Genomic DNA, 18,632 nt, shown 5'->3' with positions numbered 1-18,632 from the left:
TCGGTGTTCGCCGGGCCGCCGCGATCAGCGATATAGTGGCGTGCCTTCAAGGTGCCCGCCTGCGCGGCGAGCCGGTATTTTTCTTTGATTCAGGAAGCCTGCATGACCCAGACCGCCGAACAGTTTCACGAACGCATGTGGGATATCCTGGATCCCGTTGACACCGAGTACTTCGAGGTCGTGGCCGCGCCCGCGCCCGACGCGCAGGCGATATACAGCCTGGAGGCCGCTGTCGGCTTCCCGCTGCCGGCGGCGTTCGCGGCCTTCTGCCAGCGCGCCAACGGCCTGTGCGTGATGGCGCGCGAGGAAGCCTGGCCGCATGCGAAGGAATTCGAGGTCGGCCCCGCCTGGACCTTCTGGCGCGGCCTGGTGCTGCTGGGCATCGATGCGCCGGAACTGCCTGAATGGGCCAGCATCGCGGCGCAGCAGCGCCAGCTGGCCGAGGCCGGCCTGCCCGGCATCCTGCCCGTGCTGAAGATCGTGGGCGACGGCAGCCGGATCTGGGGCGTGGATCAGGCGGGAACGGTCGTGGTGATCGACGACATGACCGATCCGGAGCCGCTGGAAGGCGACCTCACCGACCTGTATGCCGAGCAGATCGCCGAGCTGATGCAGCGCCAGCAGGACATGGCGCAGCGATTGGCTGAGCGCGCGACGCGCAAGCAGGGCAAGTTGCCGGGGTAGCGCGGCGGGACGCCGGTTGATCCCTTGCTTGACCAATATCCCTCGAAACACTTCAAACCGCCCAGGACCACACATGATCCGTTTACCGAGCAAAGTCGCCGCCTTGGCCGCAGGCATGCTGATGACGCTGGCGTGCCAGGCGCAGCAAGCGGCACAGCAACCGGCGCAGGCGCCCGCGTCGTCGGCAACGCCTTCGGCGCAGCCGCCCGTCGTCGGCGCCTGGCGCAAGGTGTCCGATGCGCAGTTCAATCAGCAATACCGTTTCTCGATGCTGCCCGGCGTGGCGGCCGCGGGCGGCAAGTGGGCGGTGTACGACTACAAGGCCGGCAAGACCGTGTGCTGCCTGGTCGTGGTCGGGCCGGAGATCAGCGAGGCCGAGCTGGACAGCAACTACGGCATTCCGGGCCCGTGGATCACCGATCTGGTCAACGGCTGGAACCTGGACGCCGCGCCGTACCGGCCCCGCGTGCAGCTGTTGCGCGCCGAAGGCGCCTTGCTCGACTACGAATTCTCGGACATGGCCGATGAGCTGGGCGGCCTGCTGCTGCCCGCCCAGGCCCGGGCGGTGGCGCCGCGCACGCTGGAACTCGATGGCCAGCGTTACAGCGTGACGCGCAAGGATGTGCCGCTGGCCAGCGACGACGGCATGGTGCATGCCTATGCGCTGCGTCCGGCCCAGGGCGGCAAGCCCCTGGCGGTCGAGGTTCCCTACGGGATCTATTGAGCGCGATCGTGGCGCGACGTGTTTTGAGAAGGAGATGACGGCAAGCATGAGCGCAACCCTGCAAGTCGCGGAAGAACCCCTGTCCGACGAGGACATCCTGCTGCTGCGCCGCAGCCGCGGTGGCAGAGCGCTGACGGCCGTGTTCGCCGGCCTGATGTTCCTGCTGCTGGCGAGCAGCGTGGTCCTGTTCGTGGTGCTGGTCATTGTCGACCGCAGCTTGCTGATCAGTGGCGACGGCGTGGTGATCCTGTTGTGCACGGCGGCGATGGGTGCCTTCGCGGTGTTTCTCGGGCGCAGGTTGTTGAAGCTGCCGCGCGCCTGGCGTCGCTTCAACCAGGTCTTGAAGGGGCGCATGCCCAAGCAGATCGTTGCCGGCCATCTGACCGGCTTCGGCCCGGCCGAGTCGCCCGGCATCTGCTACGCCTTTGGCGAGCAGCGCGTGAATGTGGCCCTGCCGTTCTGGAACGAGGTGTCCAGAGACACCCGCGATGGCTTCCGGCCCCTGGCGGCCGCGGCGCTGACGGACCTGCCCGTGCGGCTGCATCTGCTGACGCTGTCGCCCGACACACCGCCCGTGCTGCTGCGGGCCGAATATCCGATGAGCACGCAAGTCTGGAATTCGGTCGAGGAAATCAGCGATGCCGACCGCGAGGCCGTGCGCAATGAGGAACTGAGCCTGCGCAAGTTCTTCTACGTGGTCGCCCTGGTCGTGCTGGTCGGCAGCCTGTTCTGGAGCCCCTTGATCCTGCTGGCCGGCTTTCTCTTCCTGCTGGGACTCGTGCTGGGCATGCGCAGTCCCAGGCTCAAGCGCGCGCGGTACAAGCACGGCGTGCGCGGCGTGGTCGAGGAAGTCGTGACCTATCGCTTGCGCACGACCAACTCGAACGTTTCCACGTTGGTTCACAACTATCGCATCGGGGGCCTGATGTACCGGGTCGAGCACTTCGGGCCGGTGGCCGAGCCGGGTCAGCGCGTGGAGTTCGAGTATCTGGAGGGATCGGACTTCTTCGGGCCGCGCGCCTTGTTCTTCCGGATCGAAGACCAGCCGGTCATGACGCTGTGAGGGCGTCGAGCAGGGCGTCGGGCGCCGCCGGCCTTCGCCGGGTCGCATGCTAAATATCATCAGGAGCAATCTATGCCAGCAGTCATGGACGTATCCGATCAGCCTGAGGGTTCCGTGAGCGATGCCGGGCGCTATGCGCTCGGCCTGACGGAGCCGGGCAGTCATGTGCTCATCCGGGAGGCGGGACGCGGCGATCTGGTCATCGGACCCGCCGGCATGGGCAAGAAGGCGGATCTGCACGTGGCGCCCGACGCGGCGATCCACTGGCCGGCGTTCGATCCCTATGCCACGCCTGCGGGATCGCCGTGGCCGCGCCATATCGGCTATCACGGTAATGACGCCGGCTTCATCGGCTGGTCCGAGCGTCGCCCCATCGAGCAATTCAGCTGGACGCCGGCATTCGGCGATGCACGCCGCGTCGACGCCGGCGCCGCGCGGATCCAGACCTTGCAGCTGCGCCTGGAGGAAGGCGGCGGTCATCTCGACATGACGCTGCCGCCGGGTTGCGCGCTGCACCTGTTTGGCGATCTGTCGCGCCTGACCGCCGACGGCGAGCCGCCGGGTTCGCTAACGCTGGCGCCCACGCCGGGCCGCCGGCCAGGCATGGCGCCTTATGTCCTGCCCGACCTGGGTCTGCTGCAACAGGCGTCGTCGCTGTCGCTCCATGGCGGGCCGATGGGACAGGCGATTTCCCTGCAAGGCATCGAGCGCTTTCCGGCGCTGACGCAGCTCATGCTGTGGGGCCGTTTCGCCGATTGGGACGCGCTGTTGCGGCTGCCTCGTCTGCGGGCCCTGGAAATCCGGTTCACGCCTGACCTGCAGGGCATGCCGCCGCTGGACAGCTGGCCGCTGCTGGACCGCTTCATTGCCTACAACGTCGACGAGGCCGCCGGCAAGCGGCTGAGGGCTCAGATGAAGGCGCGTGGACAGCAGCGGGCCTGGACCGGCCATGCCTCGGTCAGCCAGTTGCGCAAGCCGGAATGGTGGCAAAGCGAGTACGGGCGGCCCTTCTCGGGTTGGAGCGGCCGTCAGGCCAAGGCGGCGAACGCGGCCTACGATGCGGCGCGGGACGCGCTCGACGGCGCGGCGGATATCAAGGCGGCGCAGGCCGCGATCACGGCCTTCGCCGCGCATTTCAACCAGATGAAGGGCATCGAGACCTCGGAGCGCGACGACATCGGCGAGGCCGTCTGGCAGTTCAGCCAGCGGGATTCGGCCTTGCGGCTGGGCGTGACCGAGGAGCAGGCACAGCGCTGGTTCGATGCGGTGCGGGACTACTAGGACGGCAATCGGACATGGTCGGGAGGCTGGGCCGCCGGGGCCGCCGCGCGCCGGGGGCTGTCCCGCGCAGCGGGAGCCTTAACGGAACTGATGGATATCGAAAGGGCCGTCGCCGACCGCCGTGCCCACGACCCTCAGTTCCGGATCGAGCCATTCGGAGTAGCGCAGGCCCTGGCGCTCGAAGTGCGCCACGGCGGCTTGCGCGACCGACTCGGTTTGCATGAAGGCGGAGAAATCCACGCTGTCCAGCTGGTCCAGCGTGATCCGGCCGAGTTTCACCAGGCATTCCTTGCGCACCCAGAGCCGCAGGAAGGCCAGCGCGGCGGGCGTGATGGGGGCGTCGGCGCCGGCATCGGATGCGGCCATGGACTGGAGCCGCTTGCGCTCCGCCGGGGCGAGCGCGAAGTCCAGGTCGGAATGATCCGGCTGCGACGCGTTCCATCGTTCCAGGTCGATGCCGACGGGCCGGTCGCCGCAGGCTGCGGCGACGACGCCCTTCGCGTGGCTCAGGCTGACATGCAGCCAGGGATGATCGGGCAGGGTGGGGCGGCCATGCGGGCCGCCGCAGGTGTCGCAGCGCTGCCGCAAGATGATCGTCCCGGGCGGCGCGCCAATGATCGAGGCGGCCATGGCGCGCGCGAGCCGGTGCGAGGCGATGAAGTCGCGCCGGTCCGCGTCGTGCGCGAAGGCGTTCGCCCGCTCGCGTTCCTCCGGCGTCAAAGGGATGTCCTGGGCCGCGAGCGCGTCCAGGACGGACCGCGTGGCGCCCCATCCCAGGACGCCGCGCCGGGCGCGTGGCGGCTTGCCGATGCTGTCGGACATGGTCAGCGCGATCCCGTCTCGTGCGCGGGCGGGCGCGTCATGCCGCCGCCGCCGGCTGCGCCTTGCCCTTGCGGTGGTTGCGGAACAGCAGATGCGTGGCCGCCAGGTGAAAGCGCACCGCCAGCGAGGCGCATTCGGCGTCGCGCGCCTGCAGCGCGGCGATGATCTGCCGGTGGTGCTCGACGCTGCGCAGCATGTCGTCGTCGCCGTAGAAATAGAACGAGCCGATGATGATCGGCATGTCCAGCAGGTTCTCGACCATGGTGCGCACGCGCGCCGACTGCGCGGCTTCCAGCAGCTTGTGGTGGAACTGGTTGTTCAACTGCTGGACCTGCTGCACGCGATCGGCGGCGGTGGAGCGGACCGCGTCCTGCATGGACTGGTTCAGCCGTTCCAGTTCCTCGATCTGCGCGTCGCTGGCGTGGCTTGCGGCCAGCCCGGCGGCGTAGGGTTCCAGCAGCATGCGCAGCTCGAAGGCCTCGTCGATGTCGCGGTCCTGCCAACCCAGCACCACGGCGCCGCGTCGCTCCTCGCGCGTCACCAGGCCGTCGGCGATCAGCCGTTCGATGGCGTTGCGCACGGGCGTGCGGCTGACCGACATCTCGGCGGCGATGTGCTCTTCGCGCAGCCGCTCGCCGGGCAGGAAGGAACCCGCCATCAGGCGGCGTCGCAGTTCCCCGTATACGTGATCGCTGGCGTTGGACATGATGAGGCGGGCGTGTCATCCAAAGACTGGACTATAGCGGACGGCGGGTGCGGTCCGCGACTGGAGGTGTCCAGCGGGGCGAGGGCGATCTGTCGTCGGCAGCCGTTTCATGCGCAACCGTCCCTGCGCCGACGATCCGCCCATCGTTGGCGTGCTGCCCGCGGCCTGCCGCCGTCAGCCTTCCCGCGCCTGCGCCAGCCGTTCCAGAAACCGGGGCCAGACGTCGGGATTGAGCAGGCGCTCGGGCCGGATGCCGGCCAGCATTTGCGAGATCTGGCGCGCGGAGCCCGCCGCCACCTTGCGGCGGCCTTCGTGCGTGACGCCGCCGGTATGGAAGGCGCTGGCCACGTCGGGGTGCTGCAGCAGCCGCGACGCCGGCGAGGGCGGCTCGACGCGCCACACGTCCAGCCCCGCGCCCGCCAGGTGGCCGCTGTCCAGCGCGGCCAGCAGCGCGTCTTCGTCGTGGATGCCGCCGCGCGCCGTCGACAGGAACAGCGCGCCCGGCTTCATGCGGGCAAAGGCCCGCGCGTCCATCAGGCCGCGCGTGGCGTCGTCCAGCGGGCAGTGCAGGCTGACGATGTCGGCCCGCGCCAGCAGGGTGTCGAAGTCCACGGGCTCGGCGCCGCGCGCGCGGATTTCCTCGGCGGTCAGCAGCGGATCGCAGGCGATGGCCGTCAGGCCGAAGCCCTGCGCGATGCGCGCCACCTGGCGGCCGATCTCGCCGATGCCGATGAGGCCGATGGCGCGACCCTCGATCTCGCGTCCCATCAGCGCTTCGCGGCTGCGGGCCGTGCCGGCGCGCAGGGCCGCGCCCGATTCGTCCAGGCGCTTGACCAGCGACAGCAGCAGCGCATAGGTCATTTCCGCGACCGAGGCCGCGTTGGCGCCGGCCTGGTTGACCACGGCCACGCCCGCTCGCGTGCAGGCCGCGACATCGACCGTGTCGTAGCCCGCGCCGCCGGAGGACACGCACAGCAGTCGCGGACAGGCCGCGAGCAGCTCCTGCGTGACCTGCCAGCGGCGCGGGACTTCATCCTTGGCGGCGCTGACGTGATAGGCCCGCGCCTGCGCCAGGCCCTCGGCCGTGCGCGCATCCTCGGCGGCGGCCGCCAGCACGGACAGGCGCAGCGCGGCGTCGTCCTGGATGGTCGCGTCGAAGACGGGATCGATCCACAAGTCCAGCCGCGCGACCGTGAACGCGCGCTGTGCGGGCGCTGTCATCGTCAGACCCCCGCGCAGCCGAGCTGCCTGAGGCGCGCGTCGATCCACGAGGTGTCCAGCGTGCCGGCGGCGATGTCGGCCAGCATCCGTTCCTCGACCTCGTGCTTGGCCTGGGCGGCCTGATAGAGCGCCTCGGCCTGGTCGCAGGGAATCGCCAGCACGCCATCATCGTCGCCCAGGATCAGGTCGCCGGGCGCGATGGTCATGCCGTCCAGCGCGATGATGCCGTTGATCTCGCCGGGGCCGTCCTTGTAGGGGCCGCGGTGGGTCACGCCGGCGGCGTAGACGGGGAAGGCGCCCTGCCGGATCGCGCCGCAGTCGCGGATCGCGCCGTTGATGACGATGCCGGCCACGCCGCGCGAGCGGGCATAGCTGGTCATGATCTCGCCGATGATGGCATTGGTCAGGTCGCCGCCGGCGTCGACGACGATGACGTCGCCTGGCTGCGCCAGGTCCAGCGCCTTGTGCACCAGCAGGTTGTCGCCGGGGCGGGTGCGGACCGTGAGCGCCGGGCCGGCCATGACCGCGCCGCCGTGCATGGGCCGCAGGCGCGGGCCGCCGGCGGTCATGCGCGACATGCAGTCGCTGATATTGGCCACCGGGATCCGGCGGAACCGTTCCGCCAGGTCCGGCGCGACCGCGCGCGTGCGTGTATGTATCTGGAATCCGTTCATGCTGCTTCCGTCTTGTCGGTGTTGATGCGCATCCGCGTCATTGCTTGGGAATGCCGGCGTCCTGGACCACCTTGCCGAACACGTCGTGGTCGGCGCGATGGCGCTGCGCCAGGTCGGCCGGCGTGCCGCTCATCACGGTGTAGCCGGCGTCTTCCAGCTTCTTGACCAGCTCGGGCTTGGCCTGCACCTTGCGCAGCGCCTGGTTCAGCGTGGCGACCACGTCGTCGGGCGTCTTGCCCGGCGCCATCAGGCCCCACCAGATGGATTGGTTGATCGTGGGATAGCCGCTGTCCACGAAGGTGGGCACGTCGGGCAGGGCGGGCGAGCGGTCGGTCGCCACCACGCCCAGCGCGCGGACCTTGCCGCCTCGGATCTGCGACAGCAGCGTGGCGACCGAGCCCACGTACATGTCGATGCGGTTGCTGGCCAGGTCGGGATAGGCCTGCGCCCAGCCGCGATACGGCACGTGCATCAGCTCGATGCCGGCGGCCTGGCGCCACAGGTAGCCGGTGAGGTCGCCCGTGCCGCCCACGCCGGGCATGCCCAGCGAGATGAAGTTGGGCTTGGCCTTGGCGGTCTTGACCACGTCGGCGATCGATTTGTAGGGCGACTCGGGCAGCACCACGAACACGCTGGGCGAGGACGCGACCGGGCCGACGGGCTTGAAGTCCTTGAAGGTGTCGTAGCTGAGCTTGTTGTAGAGCCAGGGGTTGAGCACGATGTTGTCGGTCTGCGCCATGACCAGCGTGTGGCCGTCCGGCTGCGCGCGGGCCGTGGCGTCCAGCGCCAGGTTGCCGCCGGCGCCGGGCTTGTTTTCCACGACGATGTTCCAGCCGGTTTCCTCGGCGATGGCGCTGCCGATCATGCGCGTGAGCGTGTCGGTGCCGCCGCCGGGCGGGAACGGCGAGATGATGGTGATGGGGCCTTTGCCCAGGTCGGCGGCCGAAGCCACGGCGCAGGCGCCCAGGAGCGCGGCGCCGATGAGCGTCTTGATGCGTTTCATTGTCTTCCTCGAGTGTTTTTAGAAGTGCGGCCGCGCGCTGCGGCCGGGATTCGATGCGCGGGGCCTTCAGCGCTGGCGGGCCAGCTGCTCCAGCCAGGCCAGCCGCGCGGGGACGGTGTCTTCGACTTCGACGCCGCCCTGGGCGCGGGCGGCTTCCAGATGGCGCGCGGTGCGCGCGAACAGGCGCTCCACGCCGTCCAGCACCAGCGGCTCCAGGCCGGCTTCGTGCAACTGGTCGCGGGCTTCGCGGACTTCGGCGTGGCGGCGCCCGGCGTGGTCCACGTGCGAGCGCACGAAGGCGTCCATGAAGGTGGTCAGCGGCGTGCGGTCGATGTCGGACAGCACCTCGTAGAGCGAGGCGCGCAGGCCCATGGCGTTGGCGGCGACCAGGCATTCCACGGCCAGGCTTTCCATGCCCTTGGTCATGATGCTGCGCAGCAGCTTGAGCCGCACGGCGTCGCCGGGCGCGCCGTCGATGGCGCGGGCCGGCGCGCCGCCGCTGGCGGCCAGCGCGATCACCTGGTCCGCGCCCTGGCCGGCGCACAGCAGCGGCGTGCGCTCGGCCAGCAGGGCGATGGCGCCCATGATGGCCACGTCCGTGAAGGCCAGCCCGCGCGCCCGGGCCGCGCCGGCAGCGGCCTGCATGTCGGCGGCGCTGGCGGTGGTGAAGTCGGCGTAGACGGCGTCCACGCGCAGGAAAGGGAAGCAGGCCTGCGCCACGGCCGAGGCGCTATGGCCGTAGACCGCCGACACCACGATGTCGGCCTCGGCCAGCCAGGGGCCCGGTTCGGCGTGCAGGGCGGCGTTCAGCGAGGCGGCGCGGGCGCGCATGGCCTCGTCGTCGCGCAGTTCGCAGATGCCGATGATGTGATGGCCGGCGGCGGTCCAGGCTTGTCCGTAGCAGGAGCCGACTTCGCCGCAACCCAGGAGTGCGATTTTCATAAAAAGTACAAAAAAAATACAATAATGGATTTGTACTCGGTTCCGTTGCTGCAGGTTTATTGGGGAATTCCCTGGGTTTGCGTTTTTAATAAGTACAAAGAAAACACAAAAATGGGACCCGGAGAGCCAGGCTTCCCCGATCACGGCGATTTGGTTTAAACAGGCATCTCGCGCCGAACGTCCGGCTGACTGGCAAGGAGAACGTCTATGAATCGCAACCGCAGGCAGGCCGCGAGCACGCGCGCATGGCTCTTCGCGCTGCTGTCCCTCTGTTCCGCCGTGGCCAGCGCCCAGGAGGTCTGCGCCGTGCCCGCGTCGGTCGAGCGCGCCTCGCCCAAGCGCGTGGACTACGTCAACAAGGACCTGCCCACGGACTATCTGGCGCTGGTGCTGTCCTGGTCGCCCGAGCATTGCGAGACCCAGCGCAACCGGCCCGAGGGACAGCGGCAGAAGCAGTCGTTCCAGTGTTTTTCCGGCAACCGCTTTGAATGGGTGGTGCATGGCCTGTGGCCCCAGAACGGCCAGGCCCGCTCGGGCCGCGATCACCCGCGCAACTGCCAGGCCGCTGGCGCCGTGCCCGCGTCCGTGCTCAAGCAGCATCTGTGCATGATGCCGGGCGTGGAGCTGATGCAGAACGAGTGGCAGGCGCACGGCACCTGCGGCTGGAATTCGCCGGAGCGCTATTTCTCGGACATCCAGGCCGTGTACGGCACGCTGCATCGCCCCACCGTGCGCGACATGGCAGGCAAGAACGCCGACCTGTCGCCCAACCGCCTGCTCGACGCCACGGCGGGGGACGTCAAGCAGGCCTTCCTGCGGCTCAATCCGACGCTGCCGGCCGACAGCCTGCGCGTCAGCGTGGCCTCGAACAACCGGCTCAGGGAATTGTGGGTCTGCCTGGGCAAGGATCTGAAGCCGATGGCATGCCCGACGCGCGGGACGCCCGATGGACAGCGGATCAAGATCAGGACGCCAATGAACTGACGATCTGTTCCCGCAGCCACTGGTGCGCCGGATCGCGGTGCACGCGCTCGTGCCATAGCATGAGCATCTCAAAGCCCGGTACGTCGACAGGCGGGTCGATCACTTGTAGCGCGCCATTGCCGCGCACCAGCCGGGACGGCACCATCGCCACGAGATCCGTGCTGGCCAGCGCGGCGGCCAGGAACAGGAAGTGCGGAACGGACAGCGCGACCCGGCGGCTCAGTCCCAGCTGGGACAGCGCCTCGTCGGTGACGCCATGGAACCCGCCGCCATCGGGCGATACCACCGCATGGTCGAGCTTGCAGAATTGCGCGAGCGTCGGGCGGCGCTTCAGGCGCGGGTGCCCGGCGCGTCCGGCCAGCACATAGTGCTCTGTGTACATCGCGCGGCGGCGCAACTGCGGCGGCGCTTCGGCGCTGATATGGAAAGCCAGGTCAATGTCGCCCAGCTCGGCCTGGCGGGTCAGCGTGGGCGGAGTCAGCTCGAGCAGCGCCAGCCGCGTGCCCGGCGCGGCGGCGCGCAGGCCCGCCAGCGCCGGCAACACGATGGTGGATTCGCTGTAGTCCGAGGCGGCGATGCGCCAGGTCCGGGCGGACCCGGCGGGCTCGAAGGGGCTTGATGGCGCGATGGCATGGCCCAGGGCGTCGAGCGCGTCCCGCAGCGGCACGCGCAATTCATCGGCGCGGGCCGTCGGCCGCATGCCGCGCGGGCCGGGCAGCAATAGCGGATCGCCGAAGATCTCCCGCAGCTTGGCAAGCTGCACGCTGACGGAGGGTTGCGACAGATGCAGGCGCCTCGCCGCGCGCGTCACATTGTGCTCGGCCAGCAGGGCATCCAGCACGACCAGCAGATTGAGGTCGATACGTTTCAAGGAATTATTCATGGATATAGCTGGGATATCAGGAATTCATTTCCAATATATCCCGGGGCTGTCTATCGTGTTTCCATCAATAGAAGGAATCCTCCAATCATGAATGTCCTGCTGGTTCATGCCCATCCCGAACCCCGCTCCCTGAACGGTTCATTGAAGCACTACGCCGTCCAGCGGCTGGAACGCGGGGGCCACGCGGTGCAGGTGTCCGACCTGTACGCGATGCGCTGGAAGGCGGCTTTGGACGCCGACGACAATACGGCGTATCGGCGCGGGGCGCGCTTCGACGCCTCGGCCGATTCCATGCTGGCGTTCAAGAGCGACACTCAGAGCGTGGATATCGCGCGCGAACAGGACAAGCTGCGCTGGGCCGATGCGGTCATCCTGCAATTTCCGTTGTGGTGGTATTCGATGCCCGCCATTCTCAAGGGCTGGATCGACCGGGTCTACGCTTGCGGCTTCGCCTACGGCGTGGGAGAGCATTCCGACACGCATTGGGGCGATCGCTTCGGCGAAGGCGTGATGGCGGGCAAGCGCGCCATGTTGATCGTCACGGCCGGCGGCTGGGAGGCCCACTATGCGCCACGCGGCATCAACGGGCCCATCGACGACATCCTGTTCCCGATCCAGCACGGCATCCTGTTCTACCCGGGCTTCGATGTATTGCCGCCTTATGTCATCTACCGGACCAGCAAGATCGATGCGGCAAGCCATGCGGCGGCTTGCGACGCCCTGGGTCAGCGGCTGGACGCACTCTGGACCACGGCGCCGATTCCATTCCGCAGGCAGAACGCGGGGGACTATCTGATCCCGGAGCTGACCCTGCGGCCGGAGCTGGCCGAGGGGCAGGAAGGCTTCGGCATCCATCTGACGCGGGTCTGATTCCACGCCGGCGCGGCGGATCCGCCCCGATTCGCGCCAGACTTGTTACTCCCTTCGCCGGCCCGATCCGCCGCACTATCTCTCTCACCACCCCGGGACGCGTCGTTCATGGCGCGTATGCACAGGGGACAAGGAGAGACGAATGCAAGCGCACCAGATCGGAACACGCGAGCAATGGCTGGCCGCCCGGCTGGAACTGCTGGACGCGGAAAAGAAACTGACGCGGCAGGGCGACGAGGTGGCGCGGCAGCGCCAGGCGCTACCCTGGGTACGGCTGGACAAGACCTACCGCTTGCAGACCGATGCCGGCAGCGCCACGCTGGCCGACCTGTTCCAGGGACGTTCGCAGCTGCTGGTCTATCACTTCATGTTCGGGCCGGACTACAAGGCGGGCTGCCCGTCCTGCTCGTCGATCGCCGACGGCTTCAACGGCATCGTCACGCATCTGGCGCATCACGACGTGATGCTGTGGGCGGTGTCGCGCGCGCCGCTGGACAAGCTTCAGATCTACAAGCGGCGCATGGGCTGGACCTTCCCGTGGGCCTCGTCGGCCGGCAGCGATTTCAACTACGACTTCAATGCCTCGTTCACCGAGACCCAGCAGCGCGAAGGGCCGGAATACAACTTCCGGCGCGACGATCCCGCCATGAAGCTGGCGGCCGCCGCGGCGCCGCCGCCGGAATTCGTATCCTGGGCGGCGACGACCGGCACCGACCCGTCCACCTACCTGCGCGAACGCGAGGGCATGAGCGCCTTCGTGCTGCAGGACGGCGTGGTCTACCACAGCTATTCCTCGTACTCGCGCGGCACGGACGCGATCTGGGGCATGTACGCCTGGCTGGACCGCGCGCCGAAAGGGCGCAACGAGAGCGGCATGTGGCTGCGCCGCCGCGACGAGTACGGCCAGCCATGAAGCGCCTGGCCGACAGCCTGTGCCTGGCCGCCGCGCCGGTCTTCGCGGCGATGGCCGCGCTGGCCGCCTGGCACGGCGATCCCGCCATGCGGATGCTGTGCGGGGGCGACGCCTGGCGGGTCGACGGCATGGCCTGGATGTACGCGCTGATGAGCGCATTCCATGCCGCGCCCTGGCTCAGGTGGCTGGCAGGCCGGCAGGGCCGGACCCGGCGGGCCATGCCCGAGGATCGTGCGTTGTCGCCGCATCAGTGGAATCCCCGGGGGAAGGGCGAATTCCTTGTACGCCCCAAAGAAATGAACTAGGATTCATCGAATCGTGTGAATCAAGGTTCATTTTTTCATGGCCTACCGTCAGACCCCCGAAGTCGAAGCCCGTCTCCAGGACAACCGCAGCCGCATCCTGCAAGCCGCCCGCGCGCTGGTGAGCGAAGGCGGCTGGACCGAGGCCCAGGTTGCCAGCGTGGCGGCGGCGGCCGGCATCGCGACGGGCACGGTGTACCGGTACTTCCCATCCAAGGCGGAACTGTTCGCCGAGGTGCTGGCGCTGGTCTCGCAGCGCGAGGTGGACGTGCTGGCCGCCATTGCCCAGGCGGACGGCGGCGCCACCGTGCGGCTGCATTCGGCGGTGGCGACCTTCGTCAAGCGCGCCATGCGCAATCCAAGGCTGGCCTACGCGCTGATCGCCGAGCCCTGCGACAAGGAAATCGACGAGGTGCGGCTGACCTATCGCGCCGCCATCAGCGAAACGATCCGCGCCATCGTCGCCGAGGGGCAGGCCGCCGGCGAGATGCGCGCCGACGTGCGGGCGGACATCGCGGCCACCGTGATCGTGGGCGGCTTCATGGAGGGCCTGATCGGCCCTTTGTCGCCGCTGAACCGCCAGCAGGAATCGCAGGCCGAGGCCTATCGGCACGATGTCGCCGTGCTGGCCGACCAGATCGCCACGTTGGCCTGCGCCAGCGTGGCCACCGCTGCCGGCGCATTGCGGCAGCTACCCCGGAGACGCGCATGAACCAACCCCTGCCTCCCGCCGCGCTGATAGCCGGCTCCGCCCCGGACGCGACGCCCGCCGACCGCTACCGCACCCATGCGGTCCTGAACCAGGCCGAGCCGGCCTGCGGTTTCAACGCCTACACCGGCGACGCGGTGTTGCGGGCCGCCATCGCGCGCGAGGCGCCGTGGGCGCAAGCGCGCTGCGCGGCGCTGGGTGCGCTGGCCGGCGACGAACACACGCAGGAACTGGCGCGGCTGGCCAACCGGCATGCGCCCGAGCTGAAGACGCACGACCGCTATGGCAACCGCATCGACTGGGTGGAGTTCCATCCCAGCTGGCACGCGCTGATGACGCTGGCCTGGAAGCACGAGGTGCCGAACCTGGCCTGGCGCGCCGACGCGCCGGGCGGCCACTATGCGCGCGCCGTGCTGTCGTATCTGTGGAACCAGGTGGAGCACGGCACCGGCTGTCCCACGGGCATGGCCTACGCCGCCCATGCGGGTTTCGAGGCCGAGCCGGCGCTGGCGGTCTGGAAGCGGAAGTCGCTGGGCACCGAGTACGAGTTCAGCCGGCGCGAGGTCGGCGGCAAGCCGTCCGTGGTCATCGGCTACGCCATGACCGAGAAGCAGGGCGGCTCGGACCTGCGCCAGACGCAGACCACGGCGCGCTACTCGCACACGGACGATTACCACGGCGCGGCCGCGCATTGGTATGAGTTGACGGGCCACAAGTGGTTCTGCTCCGTGCCGCAGTCGGACGGCTTTTTCACGCTGGCCAAGGTGGACGGCGGCGTCACCTGCTTCTTCCTGCCGCGCACCTTGCCCGATGGCTCCTACAACCGCTTCCATGTGCAGCGCCTGAAGGACAAGGCGGGCAACCGCTCCAACGCCTCAAGCGAAGTCGAGTACGCCGGCACGCTGGCGATCCGCGTGGGCGAGGAGGGCAAGGGCATCCGCGAGATCCTGTCGCACTCGCACCTGACGCGGCTGGATTTCGCGATCGGCTCGGCCGGCCTCATGCGGCTGGCGCTGACGCTGGCGCTGCGGCACACGATGACGCGCGGCGCGTTCGGCACGCCCATCGCCGACCGGCCCATGATGACCAACGTGCTGGCGGACATGGCGGTGGAGGTCGAGGCCTGCACGCTGATGGCGCTGCGCGTGGCCCGGGCCACGGACGGGATGCGCGACAGCGAGCACGAACGCCTGCTGGCCCGCGTGGCCACGCCGGCCGCCAAGTACTTCAACTGCTCGCGCGCGCCGTCGATCGCCTACGAGGCGCTGCAATGCCATGGCGGCAATGGCTTCATCGAGGAGAACCCGATGGCCCGCGTCTATCGCGAGGCGCCGCTGAACAGCGTCTGGGAAGGCACGGCCAACATGATGTGCATGGACGTGCGCCGCGCCATGGCCAGGGATGCGCGGACGCTGGACGCGCTGTTCGATGAATTGCGGCCGCTGGCCGGCCAGGACGCGCGCTTCGACGCGCTGGTCCGGCATGTTGGCCGGCTGGCGCGCGACGCGGCGCGGGATGAGTTCCTGGCGCGTCCCATGACCGAGGCGGTGGCGCGCGCGCTGCAAGGCGCCGAGCTGTTGCGCCACGGCACGGACGAGGTCGTGGATGCCTTTCTGGATACACGCGGTCCCGATGCGGCGGGCGCCTGGGGATCGCACTATGGCACGCTGGCCGGCAGGACCGGCCAGGCCGCCGCGCAACGCATCCTGCGGCGGGCTGACGTCATGGGTTGATGGCCGGCGGCATGCCTGCCGCCGTTTCTGCTGGCGAACCGGGTCACAGGAGGTGGAGATGAATGCGCTGCATGAAGCCGCAATGCCCAGCCGGGCCGAGCTGATGTCCGGCGACGACTACCGCGAATCGCTGCGCGGCTACCGACCCCGGGTCTATGTGGACGGACGCGAGATAGAGAGCGTCGCGGACGAGCCGTCCCTGCGGCCGGGCGTCAATGCCCTGGCCTACACCTATGATTTCGCGCGGCGCGAGGAGGTCGCGCCCATCGCGCTGGCCACGCAATCGCGGCGCAACCGCGTGGTCAGCCGGATGCTGCACATCAACGAGTCGTCCGGCGACCTGCTGAACAAGCTGGAAGCGGTGCGGGCGCTGTGCCAGGAAACCGGCTGCGCCCAGCGCTATCTGGCGCACGACGCGCTTAATGGCATCGGGCAGGCCGTGGCGCGGATCGACGACGCCACGGGCGGCACGGAACACCGCGCCCGCTTCGAGGCCTATCTGGCGCATGCGCAGGACCGCGACCTGTCGCTGGGCGTGGCGATGACGGACGCCAAGGGCGATCGCAGCCTCAAGCCGCACCAGCAGCCCAATCCCGACGCCTATGTGCGCGTGGTCGAGCGTAATGCGCGCGGCATCGTCATCAGCGGCGCCAAGGCCATCGTGACGGGTGGCCCGTACATGCACGAGCTGCTGGTCATGCCCAGCCGCAACATGGGAGCCGAGGACGCGGACTTCGCGGTCTGTTGCGCGGTGCGCGTGGACGAGCCCGGCATCACCCTCGTGTCGCGTCCGGCCGGACGCCCCGGCGAGAAGCTGGAACACGGCGCTGCGCTGTTCTCGCGCAAGTACGGCCAGGCCACGGCCGTGGTGATGTTCGACCGGGTGTTCGTGCCCTGGGAGCGCGTGTTCTACGCGGGCGACTGGGAGCACAGCCATGTGCTGACCTACAGCTATGCCACCCATCACCGCCACAGCTGCATCGCGGCCAGGGCGGGATTCGGCGATCTTTTGATCGGGGCCGGCGCGCTGATGTGCGAGGCCAACGGACTGGATCCGGACGCCAAGGCCAATCTGCGCGAGCCGATGGTCGAGCTGATCAAGATCACGGAAGGCTTCTATGCCTGTGGCGTCGCGGCCAGCGTCTACGCCGCGCGCGATGAACACAGCGGCTCATTCATGCCGGACCCGGTGTTCAGCAATATCGGCAAGCTGTTGCTGGCCACGCAGATCTACGACATGCACCGGTTGGCGCACGAGGTGTCCGGCGGGCTGATCGTGGCGCTGCCTGGACCGGACGAAGACCACAATCCCGCCACGGCCGCCCGGCTGTCGGAGGCGCTGCAGGCCAATCCCGCCGTGCCCTACGACCGCCGCATCCAGACGGCGCGCTTCATCGAGGACCTGACCGCCTCGTACCAGGGCGGCTGGTATTCGGTCATCAGCCTGCATGGCGGCGGTTCGCCGGCGGCGATGAAGCAGGAGATCTGGCGCAACTATCCCCTGGGTTCCAAGGTGGAACTGGTGGAACGCTTGCTGGAGCGGGGCGTGCTGCACGACGAGGCGCGCGCGGCCACGAAGAACCGCCAGCCCGGACGCTGCTGCGACATGGGGTGCAGCGCGCCGGGACAGCCCATCATGGTGCCCTTGCCCGCGCTCAAGCGTTGATCGATGCAAGCAGATCGTCGGGATGCACCATCAGTTCGCGCGCCAGCCGGCGGGTGGCGCCCAGGTTCAGCATGGCTTGCCAGCGGGGGTTCTGCCGCAGGTCCTGCCACAGCGGTTCGAGCATGCGCGTGTCGGCCGGCTCGCCGGCGGCCAGCCGGGCGGCGTAGGCCAGGCTGGGCGGCGCGGACAGCAGCTGCATGCGGCCGGCGGCGTTGAGCGCCGGCGTCCAGGTTTCGTCGGGCGCGTCGCAGCAGTACAGCACGGCGTCGGCCAGATCATTCATTTCCTGCGGCAGCGCGCGCAGCGAGGCGCCGCGCAGCCGGACCTGGCCTTGCTGCGTGGCGCAGGAATAGGACGCGTCCGGTTCAGCCTGGGCCAGCAGGCGCAAGCCGCGCAACAGGCGCGGCAGGTCGGTCGTGGCGGCGTCCACGGAGGCCTTGGCCTCGATGAGCAGGCAGACGTCCCAAAGCGGCGTCTCGCTCGCGTTGCCGTCGGCGCGGCGCAGCAGCACCGCGTCCCACTCCGTCTTGGCGCGATCGGCATTGGCGGCCAGGGCTGACGGCACGCGCAGCGAGGTCACCACGCGGTAGCGGGGCGATGCGTCGCCATGGCGTGATTCGGAAGGGGACGCCTGGTCCAGATGCCGCGCCAGCGCTTCGAGCGCGCGCGCGGCCAGGATCTCGACGGCGACGCCGCGTTGCCTGGCCAGCAGGCCTTGCGCATTGGCCTCGTCGCTGCCGGAGCGCGGGCCTTGTTTCTCGCGGATCGCTTCGTACTGCCGCACGCGCGGGTCCGACGCCAGCGTGTCGAGCCGTTGCAGGCGGGCGAGCGCCGGGGCGTCGAGCAGCGCGCGCAGCGTGGACGCGAGGTCCGCGTCGGCGTGGACCTGCGGCAGCTCCAGCAACGCTTGCGCGGTCTGCGCCGCCTGTTGCCACGATCCCGACGAGATCTCGGCGTGCAGCCGTGCCAGGGACTCGCGTCCCGCGCCGGGCGCCAGGCGCGGCGGCTTGGCCGGATGCGCGACGGTGTTGATGGCGGTGCGCAGCTGGCGCTGGTCGGCGGCTTCCTGGCGGCGCAGTTCCAGGTATTCACGGACGACGGGGTGGCGGTATTCCAGCAGCGCGCCCTGGAACACGGGGTCGCCGGCATCGGGGCGCAGGGCTTCGTCGATGAGCGCGGCCAGCGCGTCGACGAACGCGTCGCGCAATGCGCCCTCGGGTGCGTGGCCAGAGGCGTCGGCGGCCTGCAGCGGTTCGACGGCGCGCGCCAGCCGCGCGATGGGGCTGTCCGGATCGGGCTGCGCGACGGCGCCAGGGACGGGCCGGGCCGCGCTTCGATAGCGCCGGGGTATGACGCGCAGGATGGCGGCGAGCGTGGCGGAAGGCTGGGTCATGGCGTGTCGGTCGGGCGCGGAAAAGAAGCTGTCGTCGCCGCGCTCGCGCATGCCGCGGG

Annotated in this window: 19 protein-coding genes; 11 read left to right on the top strand and 8 right to left on the bottom strand. The window is 69.2% G+C overall.

Features of this window, described 5'->3' with window-relative positions; translation table 11 throughout:
• Nucleotides 1-102 precede the first annotated feature (102 nt).
• From AC6LJ9_RS11150 to AC6LJ9_RS11135, 4 genes are all read left to right on the top strand, one after another.
• Nucleotides 103-684: an SMI1/KNR4 family protein gene (locus AC6LJ9_RS11150; protein WP_498147590.1), complete on the top strand. Its 582-nt coding sequence runs from the start codon at nucleotides 103-105 to the stop codon at nucleotides 682-684.
• Nucleotides 685-757: 73 nt separating this feature from the next.
• Nucleotides 758-1,408, top strand: coding sequence for a hypothetical protein (locus AC6LJ9_RS11145; RefSeq protein ID WP_498147589.1), 651 nt, complete (start codon nucleotides 758-760; stop codon nucleotides 1,406-1,408).
• A 46-nt stretch (nucleotides 1,409-1,454) separates the two neighbouring features.
• Nucleotides 1,455-2,471, top strand: a complete 1,017-nt coding sequence (locus AC6LJ9_RS11140; protein ID WP_498147588.1) for a hypothetical protein — start codon at nucleotides 1,455-1,457, stop codon at nucleotides 2,469-2,471.
• A 72-nt stretch (nucleotides 2,472-2,543) separates the two neighbouring features.
• Nucleotides 2,544-3,752: a hypothetical protein gene (locus AC6LJ9_RS11135; RefSeq protein WP_498147587.1), complete on the top strand. Its 1,209-nt coding sequence runs from the start codon at nucleotides 2,544-2,546 to the stop codon at nucleotides 3,750-3,752.
• Nucleotides 3,753-3,830: 78 nt separating this feature from the next.
• On the opposite strand, the gene AC6LJ9_RS11130 is transcribed toward AC6LJ9_RS11135, so the two are convergent.
• From AC6LJ9_RS11130 to AC6LJ9_RS11105, 6 genes are all read right to left on the bottom strand, one after another.
• The gene (locus tag AC6LJ9_RS11130) at nucleotides 3,831-4,574 is read right to left on the bottom strand and encodes a 4'-phosphopantetheinyl transferase family protein (protein ID WP_498147586.1); all 744 of its coding nucleotides are present in this window, start codon (nucleotides 4,572-4,574) and stop codon (nucleotides 3,831-3,833) included.
• A gap of 37 nt (nucleotides 4,575-4,611) precedes the next feature.
• Complete coding sequence (locus tag AC6LJ9_RS11125) at nucleotides 4,612-5,280, bottom strand: GntR family transcriptional regulator (RefSeq protein WP_498147585.1); 669 nt, start codon at nucleotides 5,278-5,280, stop codon at nucleotides 4,612-4,614.
• Between the two features lie 174 nt (nucleotides 5,281-5,454).
• Nucleotides 5,455-6,501 carry an NAD(P)-dependent oxidoreductase gene (locus AC6LJ9_RS11120; RefSeq protein ID WP_498147584.1) on the bottom strand — a complete coding sequence of 349 codons (1,047 nt, stop codon included), beginning with the start codon at nucleotides 6,499-6,501 and terminating at the stop codon, nucleotides 5,455-5,457.
• Nucleotides 6,502-6,503: 2 nt separating this feature from the next.
• Nucleotides 6,504-7,175, bottom strand: a complete 672-nt coding sequence (locus AC6LJ9_RS11115; RefSeq protein WP_498147583.1) for an RraA family protein — start codon at nucleotides 7,173-7,175, stop codon at nucleotides 6,504-6,506.
• Between the two features lie 37 nt (nucleotides 7,176-7,212).
• Entirely contained in the window at nucleotides 7,213-8,178 is a 966-nt protein-coding gene (locus AC6LJ9_RS11110; protein WP_498147582.1) for a Bug family tripartite tricarboxylate transporter substrate binding protein, read from the bottom strand.
• Between the two features lie 66 nt (nucleotides 8,179-8,244).
• Entirely contained in the window at nucleotides 8,245-9,120 is an 876-nt protein-coding gene (locus tag AC6LJ9_RS11105) for a DUF1932 domain-containing protein (RefSeq protein WP_498147581.1), read from the bottom strand.
• A 207-nt stretch (nucleotides 9,121-9,327) separates the two neighbouring features.
• On the opposite strand from AC6LJ9_RS11105, the gene AC6LJ9_RS11100 reads away from it, so the two are divergent.
• Complete coding sequence (locus AC6LJ9_RS11100) at nucleotides 9,328-10,104, top strand: ribonuclease T2 family protein (protein WP_498147580.1); 777 nt, start codon at nucleotides 9,328-9,330, stop codon at nucleotides 10,102-10,104.
• On the opposite strand, the gene AC6LJ9_RS11095 is transcribed toward AC6LJ9_RS11100, so the two are convergent.
• Complete coding sequence (locus tag AC6LJ9_RS11095; RefSeq protein ID WP_498147579.1) at nucleotides 10,085-10,987, bottom strand: LysR family transcriptional regulator; 903 nt, start codon at nucleotides 10,985-10,987, stop codon at nucleotides 10,085-10,087. The two genes, AC6LJ9_RS11100 and AC6LJ9_RS11095, sit on opposite strands and share 20 nt — an antisense overlap.
• Before the next feature lie 87 nt (nucleotides 10,988-11,074).
• Between AC6LJ9_RS11095 and AC6LJ9_RS11090 the strand changes: the two genes are divergently transcribed.
• The 6 genes from AC6LJ9_RS11090 to AC6LJ9_RS11065 all read left to right on the top strand — a co-directional run bounded on the left by AC6LJ9_RS11090 (nucleotide 11,075) and on the right by AC6LJ9_RS11065 (nucleotide 17,180).
• On the top strand, nucleotides 11,075-11,857 hold the full coding sequence (locus AC6LJ9_RS11090; RefSeq protein ID WP_498147578.1) for an NAD(P)H-dependent oxidoreductase: 783 nt from the start codon (nucleotides 11,075-11,077) through the stop codon (nucleotides 11,855-11,857).
• 142 nt (nucleotides 11,858-11,999) lie between these two features.
• Nucleotides 12,000-12,770 carry a DUF899 domain-containing protein gene (locus tag AC6LJ9_RS11085; protein WP_498147577.1) on the top strand — a complete coding sequence of 257 codons (771 nt, stop codon included), beginning with the start codon at nucleotides 12,000-12,002 and terminating at the stop codon, nucleotides 12,768-12,770.
• Nucleotides 12,767-13,075, top strand: a complete 309-nt coding sequence (locus AC6LJ9_RS11080) for a hypothetical protein (protein ID WP_498147576.1) — start codon at nucleotides 12,767-12,769, stop codon at nucleotides 13,073-13,075. Before AC6LJ9_RS11085 ends, AC6LJ9_RS11080 begins: the two co-directional genes overlap by 4 nt.
• A gap of 37 nt (nucleotides 13,076-13,112) precedes the next feature.
• On the top strand, nucleotides 13,113-13,784 hold the full coding sequence (locus AC6LJ9_RS11075) for a TetR/AcrR family transcriptional regulator (RefSeq protein WP_212315677.1): 672 nt from the start codon (nucleotides 13,113-13,115) through the stop codon (nucleotides 13,782-13,784).
• The gene (locus tag AC6LJ9_RS11070) at nucleotides 13,781-15,514 is read left to right on the top strand and encodes an acyl-CoA dehydrogenase family protein (protein ID WP_498147575.1); all 1,734 of its coding nucleotides are present in this window, start codon (nucleotides 13,781-13,783) and stop codon (nucleotides 15,512-15,514) included. Before AC6LJ9_RS11075 ends, AC6LJ9_RS11070 begins: the two co-directional genes overlap by 4 nt.
• Nucleotides 15,515-15,572: 58 nt before the next feature.
• Nucleotides 15,573-17,180 carry a 4-hydroxyphenylacetate 3-hydroxylase family protein gene (locus AC6LJ9_RS11065; protein ID WP_498147574.1) on the top strand — a complete coding sequence of 536 codons (1,608 nt, stop codon included), beginning with the start codon at nucleotides 15,573-15,575 and terminating at the stop codon, nucleotides 17,178-17,180.
• On the opposite strand, the gene AC6LJ9_RS11060 is transcribed toward AC6LJ9_RS11065, so the two are convergent.
• Entirely contained in the window at nucleotides 17,170-18,624 is a 1,455-nt protein-coding gene (locus tag AC6LJ9_RS11060) for a 3-deoxy-D-arabino-heptulosonate 7-phosphate synthase (RefSeq protein ID WP_498147634.1), read from the bottom strand. The genes AC6LJ9_RS11065 and AC6LJ9_RS11060 overlap by 11 nt on opposite strands.
• Between the last annotated feature and the right edge of the window lie 8 nt (nucleotides 18,625-18,632).

The sequence above is a fragment of the Achromobacter sp. 1011811831 genome (assembly GCF_059760905.1).
This window is presented reverse-complemented; position numbering and strand designations above follow the sequence as displayed.